18 protein-coding genes are annotated in these 19,784 nt (G+C 59.4%); 15 read left to right on the plus strand and 3 right to left on the minus strand.

Features of this window, described 5'->3' with window-relative positions; all coding sequences use genetic code 11:
* Positions 1-3 precede the first annotated feature (3 nt).
* The 5 genes from B8991_RS01165 to B8991_RS01185 are packed head-to-tail and all read left to right on the plus strand — an operon-like array spanning position 4 to position 5,181.
* On the plus strand, positions 4-1,599 hold the full coding sequence (locus B8991_RS01165) for an ABC transporter substrate-binding protein (RefSeq protein ID WP_084349968.1): 1,596 nt from the start codon (positions 4-6) through the stop codon (positions 1,597-1,599).
* Positions 1,600-2,655 carry an ABC transporter permease gene (locus B8991_RS01170; RefSeq protein WP_084349969.1) on the plus strand — a complete coding sequence of 352 codons (1,056 nt, stop codon included), beginning with the start codon at positions 1,600-1,602 and terminating at the stop codon, positions 2,653-2,655.
* Positions 2,652-3,563, plus strand: a complete 912-nt coding sequence (locus tag B8991_RS01175; protein ID WP_084349970.1) for an ABC transporter permease — start codon at positions 2,652-2,654, stop codon at positions 3,561-3,563. Before B8991_RS01170 ends, B8991_RS01175 begins: the two co-directional genes overlap by 4 nt.
* Positions 3,560-4,420, plus strand: coding sequence for an ABC transporter ATP-binding protein (locus B8991_RS01180; RefSeq protein ID WP_084349971.1), 861 nt, complete (start codon positions 3,560-3,562; stop codon positions 4,418-4,420). The genes B8991_RS01175 and B8991_RS01180 overlap by 4 nt, the downstream gene beginning before the upstream one ends.
* A complete protein-coding gene (locus B8991_RS01185) occupies positions 4,417-5,181 on the plus strand; it encodes an ABC transporter ATP-binding protein (RefSeq protein ID WP_084349972.1) in 765 nt (254 codons plus the stop codon). Before B8991_RS01180 ends, B8991_RS01185 begins: the two co-directional genes overlap by 4 nt.
* 72 nt (positions 5,182-5,253) lie before the next feature.
* On the opposite strand, the gene B8991_RS01190 is transcribed toward B8991_RS01185, so the two are convergent.
* Positions 5,254-6,018 (minus strand): DeoR/GlpR family DNA-binding transcription regulator, encoded by a 765-nt coding sequence (locus B8991_RS01190; protein ID WP_084349973.1) that lies wholly within the window; start codon positions 6,016-6,018, stop codon positions 5,254-5,256.
* 209 nt (positions 6,019-6,227) lie between these two features.
* Here B8991_RS01190 and glpD point away from each other — a divergent pair, with 209 nt between their 5' ends.
* From glpD to glpK, 9 genes are all read left to right on the plus strand, one after another.
* A complete protein-coding gene (gene glpD, locus B8991_RS01195) occupies positions 6,228-7,865 on the plus strand; it encodes a glycerol-3-phosphate dehydrogenase (protein ID WP_084349974.1) in 1,638 nt (545 codons plus the stop codon).
* Between the two features lie 12 nt (positions 7,866-7,877).
* The gene (locus B8991_RS01200; protein ID WP_084349975.1) at positions 7,878-8,966 is read left to right on the plus strand and encodes an ABC transporter ATP-binding protein; all 1,089 of its coding nucleotides are present in this window, start codon (positions 7,878-7,880) and stop codon (positions 8,964-8,966) included.
* Positions 8,967-8,977: 11 nt separating this feature from the next.
* A complete protein-coding gene (locus B8991_RS01205; RefSeq protein WP_084349976.1) occupies positions 8,978-10,060 on the plus strand; it encodes an ABC transporter ATP-binding protein in 1,083 nt (360 codons plus the stop codon).
* Positions 10,061-10,199: 139 nt separating this feature from the next.
* Entirely contained in the window at positions 10,200-11,069 is an 870-nt protein-coding gene (locus B8991_RS01210) for a carbohydrate ABC transporter permease (protein ID WP_084349977.1), read from the plus strand.
* Positions 11,070-11,072: 3 nt separating this feature from the next.
* Positions 11,073-11,930, plus strand: coding sequence for a carbohydrate ABC transporter permease (locus B8991_RS01215; RefSeq protein WP_084349978.1), 858 nt, complete (start codon positions 11,073-11,075; stop codon positions 11,928-11,930).
* On the plus strand, positions 11,930-12,289 hold the full coding sequence (locus B8991_RS01220; RefSeq protein ID WP_235866500.1) for a hypothetical protein: 360 nt from the start codon (positions 11,930-11,932) through the stop codon (positions 12,287-12,289). Before B8991_RS01215 ends, B8991_RS01220 begins: the two co-directional genes overlap by 1 nt.
* Positions 12,290-12,301: 12 nt before the next feature.
* Positions 12,302-12,574: a DUF2160 domain-containing protein gene (locus B8991_RS01225; RefSeq protein WP_084349979.1), complete on the plus strand. Its 273-nt coding sequence runs from the start codon at positions 12,302-12,304 to the stop codon at positions 12,572-12,574.
* 84 nt (positions 12,575-12,658) lie between these two features.
* Positions 12,659-14,371: an ABC transporter substrate-binding protein gene (locus tag B8991_RS01230; RefSeq protein ID WP_084349980.1), complete on the plus strand. Its 1,713-nt coding sequence runs from the start codon at positions 12,659-12,661 to the stop codon at positions 14,369-14,371.
* A gap of 124 nt (positions 14,372-14,495) precedes the next feature.
* Positions 14,496-16,004: a glycerol kinase GlpK gene (gene glpK, locus B8991_RS01235; protein ID WP_084349981.1), complete on the plus strand. Its 1,509-nt coding sequence runs from the start codon at positions 14,496-14,498 to the stop codon at positions 16,002-16,004.
* A 76-nt stretch (positions 16,005-16,080) separates the two neighbouring features.
* Here the strand turns inward: glpK and B8991_RS01240 are convergent, their stop codons facing one another.
* Complete coding sequence (locus tag B8991_RS01240) at positions 16,081-16,668, minus strand: nucleotidyltransferase family protein (protein WP_084349982.1); 588 nt, start codon at positions 16,666-16,668, stop codon at positions 16,081-16,083.
* A 364-nt stretch (positions 16,669-17,032) separates the two neighbouring features.
* Here B8991_RS01240 and B8991_RS01245 point away from each other — a divergent pair, with 364 nt between their 5' ends.
* Positions 17,033-18,307 carry a DUF2254 domain-containing protein gene (locus tag B8991_RS01245; RefSeq protein ID WP_179141401.1) on the plus strand — a complete coding sequence of 425 codons (1,275 nt, stop codon included), beginning with the start codon at positions 17,033-17,035 and terminating at the stop codon, positions 18,305-18,307.
* Positions 18,308-18,366: 59 nt separating this feature from the next.
* Here B8991_RS01245 and B8991_RS01250 read toward each other — a convergent pair whose 3' ends face one another.
* Positions 18,367-19,680: an HlyC/CorC family transporter gene (locus tag B8991_RS01250; protein WP_084349984.1), complete on the minus strand. Its 1,314-nt coding sequence runs from the start codon at positions 19,678-19,680 to the stop codon at positions 18,367-18,369.
* Positions 19,681-19,784: the final 104 nt, after the last annotated feature.

Here is a 19,784-nt window from a genome sequence, read left to right on the forward strand (position 1 = left end):
GCCATGAAGAAGAATTTCGTAGCCGCCGCGGTGGCCGCCATTATGTCGGTCGGCGTGGCCGCACCGGTCTTTGCCGAAACGCCGCCCAACATGCTGGTGATTGCCAACCGGATCGACGACATCAAAACGCTTGACCCAGGCGAGAGCTTTGAGTTTGCGGGCTCTGACGTGTCGCGCAACGTCTATGAAAAGCTGGTGAACTTTGATCCGCTGGATCTTGACGCAGGCTATCAACCGGAACTGGCCGAAAGCTGGGAAATCTCCGAGGACGGCAAGACGATTACCTTCACCATTGCCGAGGGTCATGTTTTCTCGTCGGGCAATCCGGTAACGGCCAAGGATGCGGAATTTTCGTTGCGGCGCGCCGTTCTTCTCGACAAGACGCCTTCGTTCATCCTGACTCAGTTCGGATTGACCGCCGACAATGTCGAAGAGACGATCAAGGCGACCGATGACCGGACATTGGTGCTGACACTGGACAAACCCTACGCGCTGTCCTTCGTGCTGAACTGTCTGACATCGACCATCGGCGGCATCGTAGACATGGCCTCGGCCATGGAGAACGAAGTTGACGGTGATATGGGCAACGACTGGTTGCGCACCAACACTGTGGGATCCGGCCCTTACAAAGTGGTCGAATGGAAGCCGAATGAAAGCGTCCTGATGGATCTGAACCCCAATTTCCACGGCGACAAGCCGGCGATGGAGCGGGTGATCGTCCAGCATATTCAGGAAAGCGCAACCCAGCGTCTGCAACTGGAACGCGGTGACATCGACGTGGCGCGCAATCTGTCGCCTGAGGATGTCGCGGGACTTGCGGATGTAGAGGGCGTGAAAGTCGTCGACGAACTGCGCGGTCGCTTGATGTATTTCTCGGCCAATCAGAAAAAGGAGTTGATGGCCGATCCGAAAGTGATCGAGGCGCTGAAATATGCGACCGATTACGCGGGCATGTCGGATTCCTTCCTGAAGGGCCAGTATACCGTCCATCAGGCGTTCCTACCGCTGACCTTCCTTGGCGCGCTGGAAGAAAAGCCGTACAGCTATGATATGGATGCTGCGAAAGCCGCGTTGGCGGAATCCGGCTTTCCCGACTGCGGCCCGATCAAGATCTCCGTGCGCGACGCGCAGGAACGCATGGATATCGCGCAGTCCTTGCAGAACACCTGGGGCCAGCTGGGCTGTGATGTCGAGCTGATCGTCGGAACCGGTGCGCAAACGCTGGATCGCTACCGCGCGCGCGAACATGACATCTATCTGGGCGCATGGGGGCCGGACTATCCCGACCCCAACACCAACGCGGGCACCTTCGCGGTGAACCCTGACAATTCCGACGAAGCGGGCGCAACGGGTCTGCTGGCGTGGCGCAATGCCTGGGGTATTCCGGAAATGTCCGAAAAAACGCTGGCGGCAGTGGTCGAGAACGACACTGAAAAGCGCAAGCAGATGTATCTGGACCTGCAACGTGAACATCAGAAAACCAGCCCCTTTGGCATCATGTTCCAGCAGATCGAACAGAACGGCATGGGTGCCAGCGTCGAGAATTTCGTGGCCGGCGGGGCAACGACCGAAGTGTCTTACTGGGTCATTACCAAGTAAATGACGGATATGACCAATGGCGAAGGGCGGCGCGGGCCGTCCTTCGCTCCGTGGCTGAGCAAAACCTTGACAACATTGGTGACCGTGGCGGTCACTCTGCTTGGCCTTCTTTTTGTGACCTTCATGATCGGGCGTGTGATGCCCATCGACCCGGTTCTGGCGGTGATCGGGGAACGCGCCACGCAGGCGCAATACGATGCGACCTATCTGGAACTGGGTCTCGACAAGCCGCTGCTGGTGCAATTCGGCATATATGTCAGCGACGTGCTACAGGGCGATCTGGGCAAATCGATCCGCACCGGCCAACAGGTGACAACCGACATCGCGCGGGTCTTTCCCGCGACGCTTGAACTTGCCACGCTGGGCACGCTGATCGGCGTTGCGATCGGGGTGCCTTTAGGGGTTCTGGCCGCCGTAAAACGTGGCAGCTGGATCGACCAGGTGGCCCGTCTTGTCGGGCTGGTCGGATATTCCATGCCGATCTTCTGGCTGGGATTGGTGGGGCTGCTGCTGTTTTACGGCATTCTGGGCTGGGTGGCTGGACCGGGGCGGTTGGGCATTTTCTATCAGGGGATTGTCGAGCCGATCACCGGCATGCTGCTGGTCGATGCGGCACTGCGCGGCGAATGGACGGTCTTTCGGGATGCGTTTTCACACATCATCCTGCCTGCCGCGTTGCTGGGATATTACTCGCTGGCCTATATCAGCCGAATGACCCGCAGCTTTATGCTGGAACAGTTGAGCGCGGAATATGTCATAACGGCCCGCGTGAAGGGCCTGTCGGAATGGCAGGTGATCTGGGGACATGCCTTCCGCAATATCCGGATACAGTTGATCACCGTGATTGCGCTGGCCTATGCCAACCTGCTGGAAGGCTCGGTCCTGACCGAGATCATCTTTGCCTGGCCCGGCATCGGCAGCTACATCACCACGTCGCTTCTGGCCAATGACATGAACTCCGTGCTTGGCGGAACCATCGTGATCGGCAGCATTTTCGTGGGCATCAACATCCTGTCCGACCTGCTTTACCGCTTTTTCGATCCGAGGGCCAAATGACCACAGCAAATCTGCGCGATTGGCTTCTGTCGGACGCCCCCACATCGCGGCGTCAAGCCCGCTTTGCATCTTGGTACAAAGGATGGCTGACGCTTCGGTCCAACACGCTGGCCATGGTCGGATTGATCGTGCTGGCCCTGATCATCCTCGCCGCGATTTTTGCACCCGTCCTGGCCACGCATGACCCATATGCTCAGGATCTGGGTCAGCGCCTGCTGGGTGCGGGGCATAGTGGCCATCTTCTGGGGACGGACAGTCTTGGCCGCGACATCTATTCCCGGCTTCTCTATGGCGCGCGCATTTCGATCTACATCGTGTTGCTGGTGGCGATGGTGGCACCGCTGGTCGGGCTGATCGTCGGCACGGTGTCGGGCTATGCCGGCGGTTGGGGCGATGTCGTGCTGATGCGGATCACGGATATCTTCCTGGCCTTCCCGCGGCTGATCCTGGCGCTGGCATTTGTCGCCGCTTTGGGGGCCGGGATCGAAAACGCCGTGCTGGCGATTTCGCTCACGGCCTGGCCGCCCTATGCGCGGATCGCACGGGCAGAGACGCTGACGATCCGCAATTCCGATTACATCCATGCCATCCGCCTTCAGGGCGCGGGGCCGTTTCGCATCGTGACCAGACATATCTGGCCGCTGTGTATTTCCTCGCTGGTGATCCGAGTCACGCTGGATATGGCGGGGATCATCCTGACGGCGGCCGCTTTGGGTTTTCTGGGTCTCGGCGCGCAACCGCCCAGCCCGGAATGGGGCGCGATGATCTCGGAGGGGCGCAAATACATCCTTGATTACTGGTGGGTTGCCACATTTCCCGGCCTTGCGATCTTTGCCATCAGTCTTGCGTTCAACCTGTTGGGTGACGGGCTGCGCGATATGCTTGACCCCAAGGAGGACACCGCATGAGTGACCCGCTTCTCGACGTCGAAAACCTGCGCGTCAGCTTCGCGACGCGCACAGGCATTATCGAGGCCGTGCGCGGGATCTCTTTCACCCTCGGGCGCGAAAGGCTGGGGATTGTTGGCGAAAGCGGGTCGGGGAAATCCATGACCGGGCGCGCAATCCTGCGTCTGATTCGCCCGCCGGGACGTGTCGAGGCGGACCACATTACGATGCATGGCGAGGATATTCTTGCCGCGTCGGAAGCCCGAATGCGGCAACTTCGCGGCGGGCGCGTGTCGATGATCATGCAAGATCCGAAGTTTTCACTGAACCCGGTGATGACCGTGGGCCAGCAACTGATCGATTCGCTGCGGGCGCATGAAAAACTCGCAAGATCCGAGTGCCGCCAACGGGCCATAGCCATGCTCGACGAGGTTGCCATACGCGACCCCGAACGCGTCATGGGATTGTATCCGCATGAAGTTTCTGGCGGTATGGGCCAACGCATCATGATCGCCATGATGCTGTTGCCGGGGCCGGAAATCCTGATCGCGGACGAGCCGACCTCGGCGCTGGATGTGTCGGTGCAATTGCAGGTGCTCGACATCATGGACCAGCTTGTGAAAAACCGCGGCATGGGGCTGATCTTCATCAGCCACGACCTGAACCTAGTGGCCAAATTCTGTGACCGGATCGCGGTCATGTATGCGGGCCGGATTGTCGAATGCTGCAAAGCCTCTGAACTGCACAAGGCGCAGCATCCCTACACGCTTGGCCTGCTGAACGCGGTGCCGGACCTTGAACATCCACGCCCGAGGCTGGAGGTGCTGCAACGCGACCCCGCTTGGCGAGAAGCCCTTTCGGTAAGTGCCCGCTCATGACAGACACGGCGATCGACATCCAAAATCTTGACGTCTGGTTTGGCTCCGGGCGCGACCGAAGCGTGGCGGTCAGCCAGGCGCGCTTTGCCGTGGAGCAGGGCGAGAGCTTTGGCATCGTCGGAGAGAGCGGATCGGGAAAGTCCACAATCCTGCGCGCCATCGCCGGCTTGGTGCCAACATGGTCGGGCGACATGATCGTGGCCGGAGAGGCGTTGGGACCTCGACGCAGCAAGGCGTTTTACCGCAAGGTTCAGATGGTGTTTCAGGATCCCTATGCCTCGTTGCATCCGCGCCAGACGGTGGATCGCGTCCTGTCCGAAGCGATGGGGCTACACGGCCTCACCGATATTGACAGCCGCATCCCGCGCCTGATGGAGAATGTCGGGCTTGGGCCGTCCTTCCGGTTTCGTTTCCCGCATCAGCTATCGGGTGGTCAGCGGCAGCGCGTCGCCATTGCGCGCGCTTTGGCCTGTTCGCCGCAGATCCTGCTGCTGGACGAGCCGACCTCGGCCTTGGATGTGTCGGTTCAGGCAGAAATCCTGAACCTGCTGACCGACCTGCGGCGTGACCACGGCCTGACCTATATCATGGTCTCGCACGATCTTGGTGTGGTCGGGCATCTTTGCGAACGGATCGCCGTGATGAAGCAGGGCCGTATCGTCGAAGTCCTGGACGTGGAAACCATGCGCCGTCTTGAGGCCGCGGATCCATATACGCGGCAGTTGCTCGACAGTTCTATCCAATCATCCCGCAGCGTTTGACGTCGGCAATTCCCGGCGGTGGCAGGTGGCGCTGCCGAAATATGTTAGCTGCCAATGCAACGGGTCTGAGGATCAGTCGTCACATATAACAAGATCAGTGCCCCAGTCGCGACAGGCGTTTTCAAGCTGCTTTGTCAGGGGCAGGTCGGTGAAGAACGTATCAACCTCGGAAAGTGAGGCGATCTTGGCGGGGGCGCTTCGGGCAAATTTGGTGTGGTCGGCCACAAGATACGACTTGCGGGACTGGCTGAGAATGGCGCGGCTGACGCTGACCTCCTGAATATCGTAATCCAACAGGTCGCCATCCGGATCCAGCGCCGAGCATCCAATCACGGCCATATCGAATTTGAACTGGCGGATCGTGTCCGCTGCAAGATTACCGACCAACCCGCCATCCGCGCGGCGTAATTGGCCCCCCGTCACGATGATTTCGCAATCTCTGTTGGCGACAAGGATATTTGCCACGTTCATATTGTTGGTCACGACCATCAGGTTGGTGTGATGCAGCAACTCGCGCGCCACGGCCTCGGTACTGGTGCCGATATTGAGAAACAGCGAAATGTCATTCGGGATCATCTGAGCACAGGCGCGTGCAATTGCCGTTTTGCCGGACGGGTTGATGGTGCGCCGCTCTTCATAGCCGATATTCGTTGTGCCGGAGGGCAGGATCGCGCCGCCATGCACACGTTCCAACCTGCCGGCATCGGCAAGGTCGGTCAGATCACGGCGAATGGTCTGTAATGTCACGCCGAAACGGTCTGCCAGACCGTCGACCGTGACCTTGCCTTCCCTGCGCGCAATTTCAAGGATCTCTGGGTGACGAAAGGTTTGGGACATGGCTGCATTCCTGTTGTTTCGTCGCCCATAGGGGGTATGCTCGGATCAAACTATAGTACCGTTTTTCTTGCCGGCGCAACGCGTAGCGAAGAAGGGCACGCGTAAGTTGTCATCTTCAAGCGTTTCGTCGGTCTGCCCGCAGGAATTATAGAACGTCGCTGAAAACGAACAAAAGCGAAAACTTCAATGTTGCGGTTTTAGTCTTTTGCATGCATAACGTCGAAGAGGTTACGCAAGGGGGGAATCGCGTGGCGAACACTACTGACACAGACGTGACAGACCTGTTCGTGATTGGTGGCGGCATCAACGGATGCGGCATTACGCGTGACGCTGCGGGGCGCGGCTTGTCAGTGACCCTGGCAGAGATGGATGATCTTGCCTCTGCCACGTCCTCTTCCTCGACCAAGCTGTTTCATGGCGGGTTGCGCTATCTCGAATATTTCGAATTCCGCTTGGTGCGTGAGGCGCTGATAGAACGCGAAGTGCTGTTGCGCGCGATGCCGCATATCAGTTGGCCGATGCGGTTTATTCTTCCTTATCATAAGGATATGCGGTTCGAATCGGAAACGCCGACATCGCGTCTATTAAGTGTCGTCATGCCCTGGATGAAGGGGCGGCGCCCCGCATGGCTGATCCGACTTGGTCTGTTCATGTATGACAATCTGGGTGGCCGAAAGATCCTTCCCGGTACGAAGACGTTGGATTTGACGGGCACTGCCGAAGGTGTGCCGCTGCAAGAGCGTTTTGCCAAGGCCTATGAATATTCCGATTGCTGGATCGAGGATTCGCGCCTCGTCGTGCTGAATGCACGCGACGCCGAGGCGCGTGGCGCAAATATAATGACACGCACAAAGGTTCTGTCAGCAGAGCGCGAAGGTGATCTGTGGCGAATAGAAACGCACAATAACGAAGATGGCGGGCAGAAGACCCATCTGGCACGGATGCTGATCAATGCGGGTGGCCCCTGGGTGGGCGACATCATCCGGTCCAAGGTCCGGGTTAACTCGACCGAGGGCGTGCGTCTGGTGCGCGGCAGCCATATCGTGACGCGCAGGCTTTACGATCACGACAAGTGCTATTTCTTTCAGGGCACTGACGGGCGGATCATCTTTGCGATCCCGTATGAGAGGGATTTCACGCTGATCGGCACCACCGACGCGGAACACGACTCGCCTTTGGAAAAGCCTGTATGCACCCCGCAAGAGCAGCGCTATCTGATAGACTTTGCCAATCAGTATTTTGCCAGAAATATCAGCGAGGATGACGTCGTCTGGACCTATTCCGGCGTGCGCCCTCTATATGATGACGGGGCCAGCAGCGCCACGGCGGCGACACGGGACTACACGCTGAAGGTTGACAGGGATGGTGGCGCGCCGATGCTGAACGTCTTTGGCGGCAAGATCACCACCTACCGGCGCCTTGCCGAAAGCGCGCTGGAAAAAGTCTCGCAAAACTTGGCCGATGTAAAAGCGCCCTGGACGGCCGGTGTGCCACTGCCCGGCGGCGATTTTCCGGTGGATGGCGTGGATGATCTTGTGTCGGATCTCAAGGACAGGTTTCCGTTCCTGTCCGATATCTGGGCGCGGCGGTTGGTCCGGGCCTATGGCACCGAGGCGCAAGCCGTGCTGAACGACGCGACAAATGTCGATGATCTGGGCTATGATTTCGGCGCGACGCTGACAGAGGCCGAGGTGATCTGGCTGATGGACAAGGAATATGCCCGCACAGCCGAAGATGTGGTCTGGCGCCGCAACAAGCTGGGCCTGAGACTGAGCGCCGAACAGATCGGCACATTGGATGACTGGATGGCGGCGCGCCGCGCATCCGCGCGCGATGCAGCAGAATAGGGGGAGGATCTGATGACGCTTGAACTCAGAAATGTGTCGAAGGTCGTGGAGGGGCAAACCCATATCTACCCGACAGATCTGACACTTGAAAAGGGCACGATGAACGTGCTGCTGGGGCCGACGCTGTCGGGCAAGACCTCTTTGATGCGGCTGATGGCGGGGCTGGATGCGCCCGCGACCGGGCAGATTTTCTGGCAGGGCGAAGACGTCACCGGTATGCGCGTGCAGGATCGCAAGGTTGCGATGGTCTACCAGCAATTCATCAACTACCCGTCCATGACGGTCTATGACAACATCGCCTCGCCCATGCGGCTTCTTGGCATCGACAAGGCCGAGATTGACCGGCGCGTTCGCGAGAACGCCGAGCTGATGAAGCTGACGCCGATGCTGGACCGCAAACCTCTGGAATTGTCGGGCGGGCAGCAGCAGCGTTGCGCCTTGGCGCGGGCCTTGGTCAAGAATGCAGGGCTGGTCCTGCTGGACGAACCTCTTGCCAATCTCGACTACAAGCTGCGCGAAGAGTTGCGGGTGGAAATCCCAAAGATATTCGAGGCTTCGGGCGCGATCTTCGTGTACGCCACGACCGAGCCGGAAGAGGCATTGCTGCTGGGTGGCAACACCGCGACCTTGTGGGAGGGCCGGGTGACGCAGTTCGGTCTGACGCCGCAGGTTTACCGCCAGCCGGCCGATGCCACCACCGCGCGGGTGTTTTCAGATCCGCCGATGAACTTCGTGCAAATCAACAAAACCGGATCGTCGCTGAGCTTTGGCGACGGGCAGACGGTGCCCGCCAGTGGCAAGCTGTCCGAGTTGCCGGACGGCCGCTACAGCGCCGGGTTTCGTCCCAACCACCTGGAGATCGCCCAGCACGTCGTGGATGCCGTGCCGTTCAAGACCACATTGTCGGTGACGGAGCTGACAGGATCGGAAACATTCGTGCATCTGGATCATCACGGCGAACGCTGGGTCGGCTTGGTGCATGGCGTGCATGATTTGTCGCTTGGGGCAGACCTGACGGTCTGGCTTGATCCGCGGCATGTCTACATCTTTGGCGAAGACGGCAAGCTGATCGCCCCGGCCGCCTATGCGCTTGCAGCCTGAGGGGACAACAGATGGCAAAGATCACGCTCGACAATCTCGCGCATTCCTACCTTCCCAACCCTGCATCTGAAGATGACTTTGCACTCAAAGAACTGAACCACGATTGGGAGGATGGCGCAGCCTATGCGTTGCTGGGCTCTTCTGGCTGCGGCAAGTCCACGTTGCTGAACATCATCTCGGGTCTTTTGCACCCTAGTCAGGGGCGCATCCTGTTTGATGGACAGGACGTCACGCACGCGCCGACGGCAGAGCGTAACATCGCGCAGGTGTTTCAGTTTCCGGTGGTCTACGACACGATGACGGTGCGCGATAACCTGGCTTTCCCCTTGCGAAATCGCGGCAGGGACGAGGCCTATGTCGCGGAACGCGTTCAGGAAATTGCCCGGATGATCGGGATGGAGGACATGCTCAGCCGCAAGGCGCGCGGGCTGACGGCCGACGCCAAGCAGAAGATCAGTCTTGGCCGTGGCATGGTGCGCAAGGATGTGAATGCGCTGCTGTTCGACGAGCCGCTGACGGTGATTGACCCGCATATGAAATGGGAACTGCGCACGCAGCTTAAAAAGCTGCATCACGATTTCGGCCATACGATGATCTACGTCACGCATGACCAGACAGAGGCGCTGACCTTCGCCGACAAGGTCGTGGTGATGTATGACGGCCGCGTCGTGCAGATCGGCACACCCGAAGAACTGTTCGAAAGGCCCGAGCATACATTCGTGGGCTACTTCATCGGGTCGCCGGGCATGAACGTGATCCCGGCCCGCGTCGATGGCGATACGGCCTATATCGACGGATCCGGTGTGAAGCTGGCGGGGGGCTACGCGCCCCTTGATGGCAAGGTCGAGATCGGGGTGCGCCCGGAATTTGCACGGCTCAGCCAAACCGAAGGATTGCCGGTGCGGGTCCACCGCGTTGAGGATATCGGTCGGCACAAGATCATCCGCGCCGAGGTGTTGGGACATGATATCAATATTCTGGCGGATGAGGACGAACACGTCAGCACGGATATGAACCGGGTGACGTTCGACGCAAGCCGTGTGAATGTCTACGCAAACGACTGGCGTGTCGCGCCCAAAGGGGAGGCCGCGTGATGCCGATGAAACAACGCGACACCCTTCTCGGGCCTGACCCGAGAACTCTTGCCGCGCACCGGGCGGCGTCACCTGACCCGTATCCTGCCCGGTCACCTAGCAGCCAAACCAAAGCACGAACCGGGGGAGGGTTCGCCTGATGGAAAAGACAGTCAATCAAAAGGCGTGGTTCCTTGTTCTGCCGGTGCTTTTGCTGGTGGCCTTCTCGGCGGTGATCCCGTTGATGACGGTCGTCAACTATTCGGTTCAGGACACGTTCGGGAACAACCAGTTTTTCTGGGCGGGGCTGGAATGGTTCAGCGAGATGCTGGAATCGGACCGGATGTGGAACGCGCTCGGCCGTCAGTTGATGTTCTCTGGCATCATCCTAGCCATCGAGGTGCCCTTGGGCATTTTCGTGGCGCTCAACATGCCGAAATCGGGCGTCTGGTCGTCGCTCTGCCTCGTCCTGATGTCGCTGCCGCTGCTCATTCCGTGGAACGTGGTCGGCACGATCTGGCAGATCTTCGGCCGCGTCGATATCGGCCTGCTGGGCTATACGCTGGATGCGTTGGGCATCGACTATAACTACACGCAGGACACGCTGGCCGCATGGATCACCATCATCGTGATGGATGTCTGGCACTGGACCTCGCTGGTTGCGCTGCTGGCCTTTGCGGGCCTCAAATCCATCCCCGACGCCTATTACCAGGCGGCCAAGATCGACCAGGCCTCACGCTGGAAGGTCTTCCGCTACATCGAGCTGCCCAAGATGACGGGCGTGTTGATGATCGCCATCCTGCTGCGTTTCATGGACAGTTTCATGATCTATACCGAACCTTTCGTCGTCACCGGGGGCGGGCCGGGCAATGCCACGACGCTTTTGTCGATTGATCTTGTGAAAATGGCGCTTGGCCAGTTTGACCTTGGACCTGCGGCGGCCTTCTCGTTGATGTATTTCCTCGTGATCCTGCTGATCAGCTGGGTGTTCTACACCGTGATGACAACTCTTGACAAGCGGGAGAGCTGAGCCATGAGTGATGCAACAACCGACGCGCCTGTGACGTTCACGACTAAAAGGCGCAAGACGCGGATCAATTCCAGCGCCGTGGTCATGACGCTCTACCTGCTGTTCCTGCTGCTGCCGATCTATTGGCTGCTGAACATGAGCCTGAAGACCAACACCGAGATCCTGAACTCCTTCACGCTTTTCCCGCGCGACCTGACATTCGCCAATTACGCCACGATCCTGACGGATCCGGCGTGGTATCTGGGCTACGTCAACTCGCTGATCTATGTGACGATGAACACGGTGATCAGCCTGGCGGTGGCGCTGCCCGCGGCCTATGCGTTTTCGCGCTATCACTTCATGGGCGACAAGCATCTGTTCTTCTGGCTGCTGACCAACCGGATGGCGCCGCCAGCCGTTTTCGCGCTGCCGTTCTTTCAGCTTTATTCCAGCGTCGGCCTGTTCGACACGCATATCGCCGTGGCGCTGGCGCATTGCCTGTTCAACGTGCCGCTCGCGGTGTGGATCCTCGAAGGCTTCATGCGCGGCGTACCCAAGGAGATTGACGAGACGGCCTATCTGGACGGCTACGGTTTCGGGCGCTTCTTCGTGAAGATCTTCATGCCGCTGATCGCATCAGGCATCGGCGTGGCCGCGTTCTTCTGCTTCATGTTTTCATGGGTGGAACTGTTGCTGTCGCGCACCCTGACAACCGTTGACGCAAAGCCGATTGCTGCCATCATGACCCGGACGCAAGGCGCCTCCGGCGTCGACTGGGGCGTGCTGGCCGCTGCGGGCATCCTGACCATCGTGCCGGGTGCCTTGGTGATCTACTTCGTCCGCAACTACATTGCGAAGGGCTTTGCCCTGGGGAGGGTTTGATGAAAACCGATCAAAAACCGAACGTGCCTGTTTCGATGCGGGTTGCGTTGATCAGCGCCTGCCTATCTGCGGCAAGCGTTTCCGCGACAGGTCCGGTACTTGCGCAGGCGGCCGAACCTTGGGAAACCGGATGTCTGGTCACGGGGCTCGACCCGAATGGCGACGGCTTCCTGTCCGTCCGCCGGGGTCCGGGATCGCAGCATCAAGAGATTGCTCGCGTACATAATGGCGATGCGTTGTTTTTCGACAACCGCCAATGCCAAGGCAAATGGTGTTTTGCCGAGGGCGGGTCGATCGAGAATACTCAATCCAACATTCGCGGCTGGTTCTATACCGCTTGGTGTGAATTCTATCCATAGGGAGGATAACTAATGGCATGGATGGCATGGACATGGCCGACGGCGATCTTCTTCATGGTCATCGCCTCGCTGCTGATCATCTTCACGGTTCTCGCGATCAAATTCCCCGAAACGCCCCGGACGGGCATTCTGCGGATCGAAACGACGCGCGGGGACCGGCTTTTCATAACGCTTCTGGGCTCGGCCTTCATCAATCTGGCCTGGCTCGGGGTCATCGGGGCGCATCAGCCGTTCGCCCTGATCGCGTGTCTTGTCTATGCTGCGGCGGTGTTTCGCTGGGTTTAGGCACACGGCTTGTGACCGGGGATTGAGGAGACCCGGACATGAGACAACATATCCTCGAAACTGGTTTTAATTGGGAGGAAACCCATGAACTCGAAACTGAAATCAACCACGGCCGCGCTGCTGATCCTTGCGGGTCCGGCCTTTGCCGACATGGACGCGGCACGCGCGTTTCTGGATGAAGAGATCGGCGATATGTCGGTTCTTGACCGCGAAGGTCAGGAAGCCGAGATGCAGTGGTTCATCGACGCCGCAGCCCCGATGGCGGGCATGGACATCAAGGTGGTGTCGGAAACCATCACCACGCATGAATACGAATCCCAGGTGCTGGCACCTGCCTTCACCGCGATCACCGGCATCAATGTCACGCATGACCTGATCGGCGAAGGCGATGTTGTCGAAAAGCTTCAGACCCAGATGCAGTCCGGCGAGAATATCTATGACGGCTATATCAACGATTCGGACCTGATCGGCACCCACTGGCGCTATCAGCAGGCCCGCAACCTGACCGAGTGGATGGCGGGCGAGGGCGCGGACGTGACCAACCCCGGTCTCGATCTGGACGACTATATCGGCACGTCCTTCACGACCGCGCCGGATGGCAACCTGTATCAACTGCCCGACCAGCAATTCGCGAACCTTTACTGGTTCCGCTATGACTGGTTCAACGACGAACAGAACAAGGCCGATTTCCAGGAGAAATACGGCTACGAGCTGGGCGTTCCGGTCAACTGGGCGGCCTATGAGGACATCGCGGAATTCTTCACCGGGCGGGACCTGTCGCGTCTGGGTGTCGAGGGCGAAGTCTTTGGCAACATGGACTACGGCAAGAAAGACCCGTCGCTGGGCTGGCGCTACACCGATGCGTGGCTGTCGATGGCCGGTGCCGGCTCCAAGGGCGAACCGAACGGTCTGCCGGTCGACGAATGGGGTATCCGCGTCAACGAGAACTCGCAGCCCGTCGGTTCCTGTGTCGCGCGTGGCGGTGCCACCAACGGTCCCGCAGCCGTTTATGCCGTGTCCAAGGCGATCGAGTGGCTTGAAAAGTACACGCCGCCCGCAGCCGCAGGCATGACCTTTGGCGAGGCCGGCCCGATCCCCGCACAGGGCAATATCGCCCAGCAGATGTTCTGGTACACCGCCTTCACCGCCGACACGGTCAAGCCCGGCCTGCCGGTGATGAACGAGGACGGCACACCCAAATGGCGCATGGCCCCATCGCCACACGGCGTCTATTGGGAAGAGGGCACCAAGATCGGCTATCAGGATGTGGGGTCCTGGACGCTGATGAAATCCACGCCCGTGGATCGTGCCAAGGCGGCCTGGCTCTATGCCCAGTTCGTGACCTCCAAGACCGTGGATGTGAAGAAAGCCCATGTCGGCCTGACCTTCATCCGCGAATCCACCATCCAGCACGACTCGTTCACCGAACGTGCCGACAAGCTGGGCGGTCTGGTGGAATTCTACCGCTCGCCTGCACGGGTTCAGTGGTCGCCCACCGGCACCAACGTGCCTGACTACCCCAAGCTGGCACAGCTGTGGTGGCAGAATATCGGTGACGCGATGTCGGGTGCCAAGACGGCTCAGGAAGCGCTTGATGCACTCTGCGCCGATCAGGAGCGTGTCATGGAACGTCTGGAGCGCGCAGGCGTTCAGGGCGACATCGGTCCCAAGCTGAACGAGGAAAAGGATCCTCAGGAATGGCTTGCGATGGAAGGCTCGCCCAAGGCGAAGCTGGAAAACGAGGACGAAGAGCCAAAGACCATCGCTTATGACGAGCTGATCAAGTCCTGGCAGTAAGTCTTGCATATCGGCCGGGGCCCTTTTGCGGGGCCTCGGCCACATCCGGACAAGAACCGAAACATTTCAAGAACCGCATGGCGGGCGCCTGTCTGATACGTCCCGGCGGAAGGTGAGGCTGGCCATGACCCATATTCTTGCAATTGATCAGGGCACGACTTCGACACGCGCGATCCTGTTCGACACATCGCTTTCGGTTGTCGCCTCGGCGCAGGAAGAATTTGAACAACATTTTCCGCATAGCGGCTGGGTCGAACATGACGCCTCGGACCTTTGGTCGACCACGGCCGCGACCTGCCGTTCCGTGATCGAAAAGGCCGGGCAGGGCACCGACCGGATTGCCGCCATCGGCATCACCAACCAGCGCGAAACCACGCTGGTCTGGGATCGCAAGACCGGCAAGCCGCTTTACAACGCCATCGTCTGGCAGGACCGCCGCACCTCGGATATGTGCAAGGCGCTGAAGGCCGACGGGTTTGAAGAGACGGTGACGGACCGCACCGGGTTGCTGCTCGATCCCTATTTTTCGGGCACGAAACTGGCCTGGATCCTTGAGAATGTCGACGGTGCGCGGGCGCGCGCCGAGGCTGGCGACCTGGCTTTCGGCACGGTTGACAGCTGGCTGGTCTGGAACCTGACGGGGGGCAAAGAGCATCTGACCGATGCCACCAACGCGGCCCGGACGATGCTGTACGACATCCGCAAAGGGCGTTGGTCCAGCTCGATCTGCGAACGGTTGGGGATACCGATGTCCATGCTGCCAGAGGTGCGCGATTGCGCCGCCGAATTTGGCGAAACCCGGCCCGATCTTTTCGGTCGCGCGATCCCGATCCGGGGCATTGCCGGCGATCAACAGGCCGCGACGGTCGGGCAGGCGTGTTTTGAGCCGGGCATGCTGAAATCCACCTATGGCACGGGGTGTTTCGCGCTGCTGAACACGGGTGACACGCCGGTGCGGTCGCAGAACCGGCTGCTGACGACGATCGCCTATCAGCTGGATGGCAAGCCGACCTATGCGCTTGAAGGGTCGATCTTTATTGCGGGTGCCGTGGTGCAATGGCTGCGCGACGGGCTGAAAATGATCCGCGACGCGGGTGAAACGCAGCCCATGGCCGAAAAATCCGATGCTTCGCAACAGGTTGTGCTGGTTCCCGCCTTCACCGGTCTGGGCGCGCCTTACTGGAACGCCGAATGTCGCGGCGCGATCTTTGGCCTGACCCGCAATTCCGGACCCGAGGAACTGGCACGGGCCGCCCTTGAAAGCGTCGGGTTTCAGACCCGCGACCTGCTGGATGCGATGAAGGCCGACTGGTCCGACGCCGGCGCGAAGACCGACGCATCAACACCCGCCCTGCGCGTCGATGGCGGGATGAGCGCGTCGGATTTCGCCATGCAATTCCTGTCGGACATCATCGACGCCCCGGTAGAACGCCCGCATGTGCTGGAAACCACCGCGATGGGGGCGGCGTGGCTGGCTGGCCATCAGGCGGGGCTTTTGCCGGATATGCAGGCCTTTGCCGAAAGCTGGGCAGCCGAAGCACGGTTTGACCCCAGCATGCCCGATGACAAGCGTGAGGAAAAATATGCCGCGTGGAAGCGCGCGGTGGAGGCAACTATCGGCTTTGCGTCATGACTGACGTGTCCGAAGTTTGTCTGCAATAAAGGTCATTTATTGTCAGTGCTTTATCATGAATAGATGATGTTTTACATTATCTTGATGCGCGCCATTTCGTCCATGCTTCCGGTGTATCCAGATCTGTCAGCGCTGCGCGGCCCGGCAATGGCACAAGCATTATCCGATCACGCATTTGCTGCAAGATCGGACGCGCGCCACGGTCACCGCTGAGGGTTTTGAACAGCGACAGGCAATCGGCAGGAAACAGAACAGGATGGCCGGGTTCGTTCAGAGAGGAGCCCTGAATGATCGCGTGAGGATTGTTACCGTAGTATTTGATAATACTATCTAAATTAGAACTCTTTATGTCCGGCATATCGGCGGGCAAGATCAGCGCGCCGTCAATTCCGTCGGGCAAAGCCCTGGCCGCTGCGCGCAAGGACGCGGCCATTCCCTCTGCGGCATCCGGCACCGGGATGACCCGTAACGACAGATCGTCCAGCGCATTCGCACGCGGATGATCTAGATTGGGCAGCGTTACAAATACCGTATCCGACACAGCACAGGCGCGTTCTGCCATGATACGCAGCAACGGTTTGCCATCAACATCCTGCAACAGCTTGTCGGCCCCGCGCATGCGACGACTGGCACCGGCTGCGGGAATAATTACAGCTACTTTCATATGCGTTCGCCTACCTTCAGGGTTAAAGGGAACTGCTGCATCAAACGAGCGCTGACCGCCGGTTTGGATCGCTACTGTCGGCCTATCCGCGCAAGGACTACAGTGGGATAGCACGAATGCGACCAACCAGCGCATATGGGTTCAGTAGCTGCCTGAAGCGTAAAAACCAAGGACGTTCTCCGCGATCCGGTCAAGTTATAGTTCTGACATCGGTGGTTCCCGCATTGACGCACCGGTCGCACGAGCTGTGGTTTTCATTTTGATCCCCACTAGGTATTCCGGAATGCGTGTCGGCGGCATATGCTCGGGGTGGCAGATCGAAACACGACAATCGGTACGGCGGGCGCGTCGGGAAGGTAGATTAATGCTGAGTACGATCTTGCGGCGCGCGCGACAGATTTCACGGCGCCTGCATGTGCGGGTCATCCTGTTTGCGGTGCTCAACCTTGTGGCGCTGGCATTGGCCAAACTCATCTCGCCGATCGTGCCGGACTGGTTGGGCGACCGCATCGGTGCCGAGGCCGTGGACCCGATCCTCAGCATTATTGCCTCGTCCATGCTGGCCGTCACGACGTTTTCGCTGACGATCATGATGGCGGGATTGCATCGGGCTTCAAGCCAATGGACCCCGCGCAGCCATCTGATCCTGCGCGAAGATACGGTCACGCAATCGGTATTGTCGAATTTTCTGGGGGCGTATCTGTTTGCGCTGGTCGCAATCATCCTGCGCGCCGCGGACGTGTTCGACCATCGTGACATCGTGGTGCTGTTTGGAATGACGCTGGTTGTGGTGGCGCTGATTGTCGTATCTTTCATCCGCTGGATTTTGCATCTCGAGGGGCTTGGCAGCCTGCCGGAGACCGCGGAACAGATCGAAGACAAGGCAACCGATTCCCTGCAAAGGATTGCCAGCCATCCTTGCAAGGGGGCCAATCCCCTGACCGACCCCAACACGCAAATCCCGCAGGACGCGTTGATGATCACCGCCCCGCAACATGGCTATATTCCGCAACTGTTCGAGGAAGCGTTGCAGAAACTCGCCAGCGATAACGACCTTCGTATATATCTGGTGACATCCGTCGGGCGATACCTTCACAAGGGTGATCCGCTGGCGTTCGTTTCCACGCCGAGCGGCGCATTGGACGACGGCCTGAAAGACGACATCACCGAATGTGTCCAGATTTCAGACCTGCGCAGTTTCGAGCAGGACCCCGTATTCGGCGTCGCGGTCATGGCGGAAATCGCGACCAGAGCTTTGTCGCCAGGGATAAACGATCCGGGCACCGCCATTGACGTGGTCTACCGTCTTGGCCATCTGGTGTCGCTTGCAGCGCCACAAGGTGTCGACGTGCCGGAGGTGAAGTATGATCGGTTGTGGGTGCCGCCTCTGGATTTGGCAGAGTTGTTTAACACCAGTTTCGATCCGATCTGTCGATGCGCCGGGGACGCGGTCGAGGTGCACCTGGCCCTTCAGAACGCGCTAAGCGGTGTGATAACCCACGCGGCCCCTGAATTGTCAAAAGAGGCCTGGAAGATGGCGGATATCTGTCGCGCGCGCGCCGAAACGATGATCAGCTTTCCTGCGGATATTGCGCGGCTGCGCGAGGTCGCCGTGACGCGGCAGGCGGACACCGATTAGGCCGCTGCACGGCTTGCGGCTGTCGGATCGACTGTGCTTCCCCCCGATCGGACGATCCGTTACAGGGGCCGGATCTTAAGCCGTGTCACCCGGTTGCCCTCGCGCCCGGTGACTTCAAAGCGGAAGCCGTGAAAGCTGAAGACCTGGCCGGTGCTGGGGATCATCTGCGCCTCGTGAATGACGAGCCCGGCAACGGTGTTGGCCTCGTCATCGGGCAGGGCCCAATCGGTGGCGCGGTTCAGGTCACGGATCGTCATCGCCCCATCCACCCAGAAATGCCCGTCATCGGCGTGACGGACAGGGTGGTCGGCATCGGGATCAAATTCGTCTGTGATCTCGCCCACGATTTCTTCTAGGATGTCCTCCAGCGTGATAAGCCCTTTAAGCGAGCCGTATTCGTCAACCACCAGCGCAAAATGTGTGCGCCGCCGCAGGAACTGGCGCATCTGTTCGTCAAGGCTTGTGGTGTCGGGCACGAAATAGGGCTTCATCGCCACATCGGTGATCTTGAACGCCTCCAGTTTCATGGCGGCATCCGTTTCTCGGCCCGCGATCAGCATATACATGACGCGCAGCAGGTCCTTGGCATGGACCACACCGATGATGTTTTCCGGCTCGTTGCGGTAGACCGGCAGGCGCGTGTGGCTGCTTTCAAGACATTGCTCAAGGATCAGGTGCGGTTCGGCGTCGGCGTCAATCATCTCGATTCCCGAGCGGTGCAACATGATCTCCTCAACGGTACGGTCGCCCAGATCCAACGCGCCAAGAATGCGGTCACGATCTTCTTTTTCGACCACGCCCTCGGAATGACCAAGGTTCAGGGCACCTGCGATCTCTTCCCGCACGGCCAGAATGTGGCTGTCGGGATCGGTCTTCACGCCAAAAACACGCAACACGCCACGCACCAGCCAGCGTACAGCGGCTACTACGGGCGAAAAGACGAGGATCACCAGCCGGATAATGGGGGCCACCTTTGCGGCCGCGGTTTCGGCATTGGTGATGGCGTAGGTTTTTGGCAGAACTTCAGCAAAGATCAGAACCAGCAGGGTCATCACCAGGGTCGCGAGGGCCACACCGGATTCACCAAACGCCCGCGTGAACAAGGCCGTCGCCAAAGACGTGGCGAGGATGTTCACAAGGTTGTTGCCCAGCAGGACAGAGCCGATCAGCCGCTCATTGTCTTCGGTGATGGTCAGCGCGCTGACGGCCCCGCTTGACCCTTTGTCAGCCTGCGCGCGCAGTTTGCCGCGCGACGCTGCGGTCAGGGCGGTTTCGCTGCCTGAAAAGAAGGCTGACAGGATCAGCAGAAATATAATGGCCCCGGAGGTCATCCAGAATGCCGAGTCGAAGGTCGATAATGTCGCGGAGTCCATTCAGGGGCCCTTGGTTGGTGTCATTCCGCTTATGAGGCTGCGTTGGCCGTCATTCAAGAGCAAGCGGCCCGGTCGCAGAGCAGTCAGTGCGGTGGTCATGGTCA

It is taken from the genome of Primorskyibacter flagellatus (genome assembly GCF_900176485.1).
GTDB lineage: Bacteria > Pseudomonadota > Alphaproteobacteria > Rhodobacterales > Rhodobacteraceae > Primorskyibacter > Primorskyibacter flagellatus.

What these genes read in the sequence shown, in the direction of transcription:
- B8991_RS01165 (WP_084349968.1), top strand. Translation starts at nt 4, where the DNA reads ATGAAGAAGAATTTCGTAGCCGCCGCGGTGGCCGCCATTATGTCGGTC.
- B8991_RS01170 (WP_084349969.1), top strand. Translation starts at nt 1,600, where the DNA reads ATGACGGATATGACCAATGGCGAAGGGCGGCGCGGGCCGTCCTTCGCT.
- B8991_RS01175 (WP_084349970.1), top strand. Translation starts at nt 2,652, where the DNA reads ATGACCACAGCAAATCTGCGCGATTGGCTTCTGTCGGACGCCCCCACA.
- B8991_RS01180 (WP_084349971.1), top strand. Translation starts at nt 3,560, where the DNA reads ATGAGTGACCCGCTTCTCGACGTCGAAAACCTGCGCGTCAGCTTCGCG.
- B8991_RS01185 (WP_084349972.1), top strand. Translation starts at nt 4,417, where the DNA reads ATGACAGACACGGCGATCGACATCCAAAATCTTGACGTCTGGTTTGGC.
- B8991_RS01190 (WP_084349973.1), bottom strand. Translation starts at nt 6,018, where the DNA reads ATGTCCCAAACCTTTCGTCACCCAGAGATCCTTGAAATTGCGCGCAGG.
- glpD (WP_084349974.1), top strand. Translation starts at nt 6,228, where the DNA reads ATGCATAACGTCGAAGAGGTTACGCAAGGGGGGAATCGCGTGGCGAAC.
- B8991_RS01200 (WP_084349975.1), top strand. Translation starts at nt 7,878, where the DNA reads ATGACGCTTGAACTCAGAAATGTGTCGAAGGTCGTGGAGGGGCAAACC.
- B8991_RS01205 (WP_084349976.1), top strand. Translation starts at nt 8,978, where the DNA reads ATGGCAAAGATCACGCTCGACAATCTCGCGCATTCCTACCTTCCCAAC.
- B8991_RS01210 (WP_084349977.1), top strand. Translation starts at nt 10,200, where the DNA reads ATGGAAAAGACAGTCAATCAAAAGGCGTGGTTCCTTGTTCTGCCGGTG.
- B8991_RS01215 (WP_084349978.1), top strand. Translation starts at nt 11,073, where the DNA reads ATGAGTGATGCAACAACCGACGCGCCTGTGACGTTCACGACTAAAAGG.
- B8991_RS01220 (WP_235866500.1), top strand. Translation starts at nt 11,930, where the DNA reads ATGAAAACCGATCAAAAACCGAACGTGCCTGTTTCGATGCGGGTTGCG.
- B8991_RS01225 (WP_084349979.1), top strand. Translation starts at nt 12,302, where the DNA reads ATGGCATGGATGGCATGGACATGGCCGACGGCGATCTTCTTCATGGTC.
- B8991_RS01230 (WP_084349980.1), top strand. Translation starts at nt 12,659, where the DNA reads ATGAACTCGAAACTGAAATCAACCACGGCCGCGCTGCTGATCCTTGCG.
- glpK (WP_084349981.1), top strand. Translation starts at nt 14,496, where the DNA reads ATGACCCATATTCTTGCAATTGATCAGGGCACGACTTCGACACGCGCG.
- B8991_RS01240 (WP_084349982.1), bottom strand. Translation starts at nt 16,668, where the DNA reads ATGAAAGTAGCTGTAATTATTCCCGCAGCCGGTGCCAGTCGTCGCATG.
- B8991_RS01245 (WP_179141401.1), top strand. Translation starts at nt 17,033, where the DNA reads ATGCTGAGTACGATCTTGCGGCGCGCGCGACAGATTTCACGGCGCCTG.
- B8991_RS01250 (WP_084349984.1), bottom strand. Translation starts at nt 19,680, where the DNA reads ATGGACTCCGCGACATTATCGACCTTCGACTCGGCATTCTGGATGACC.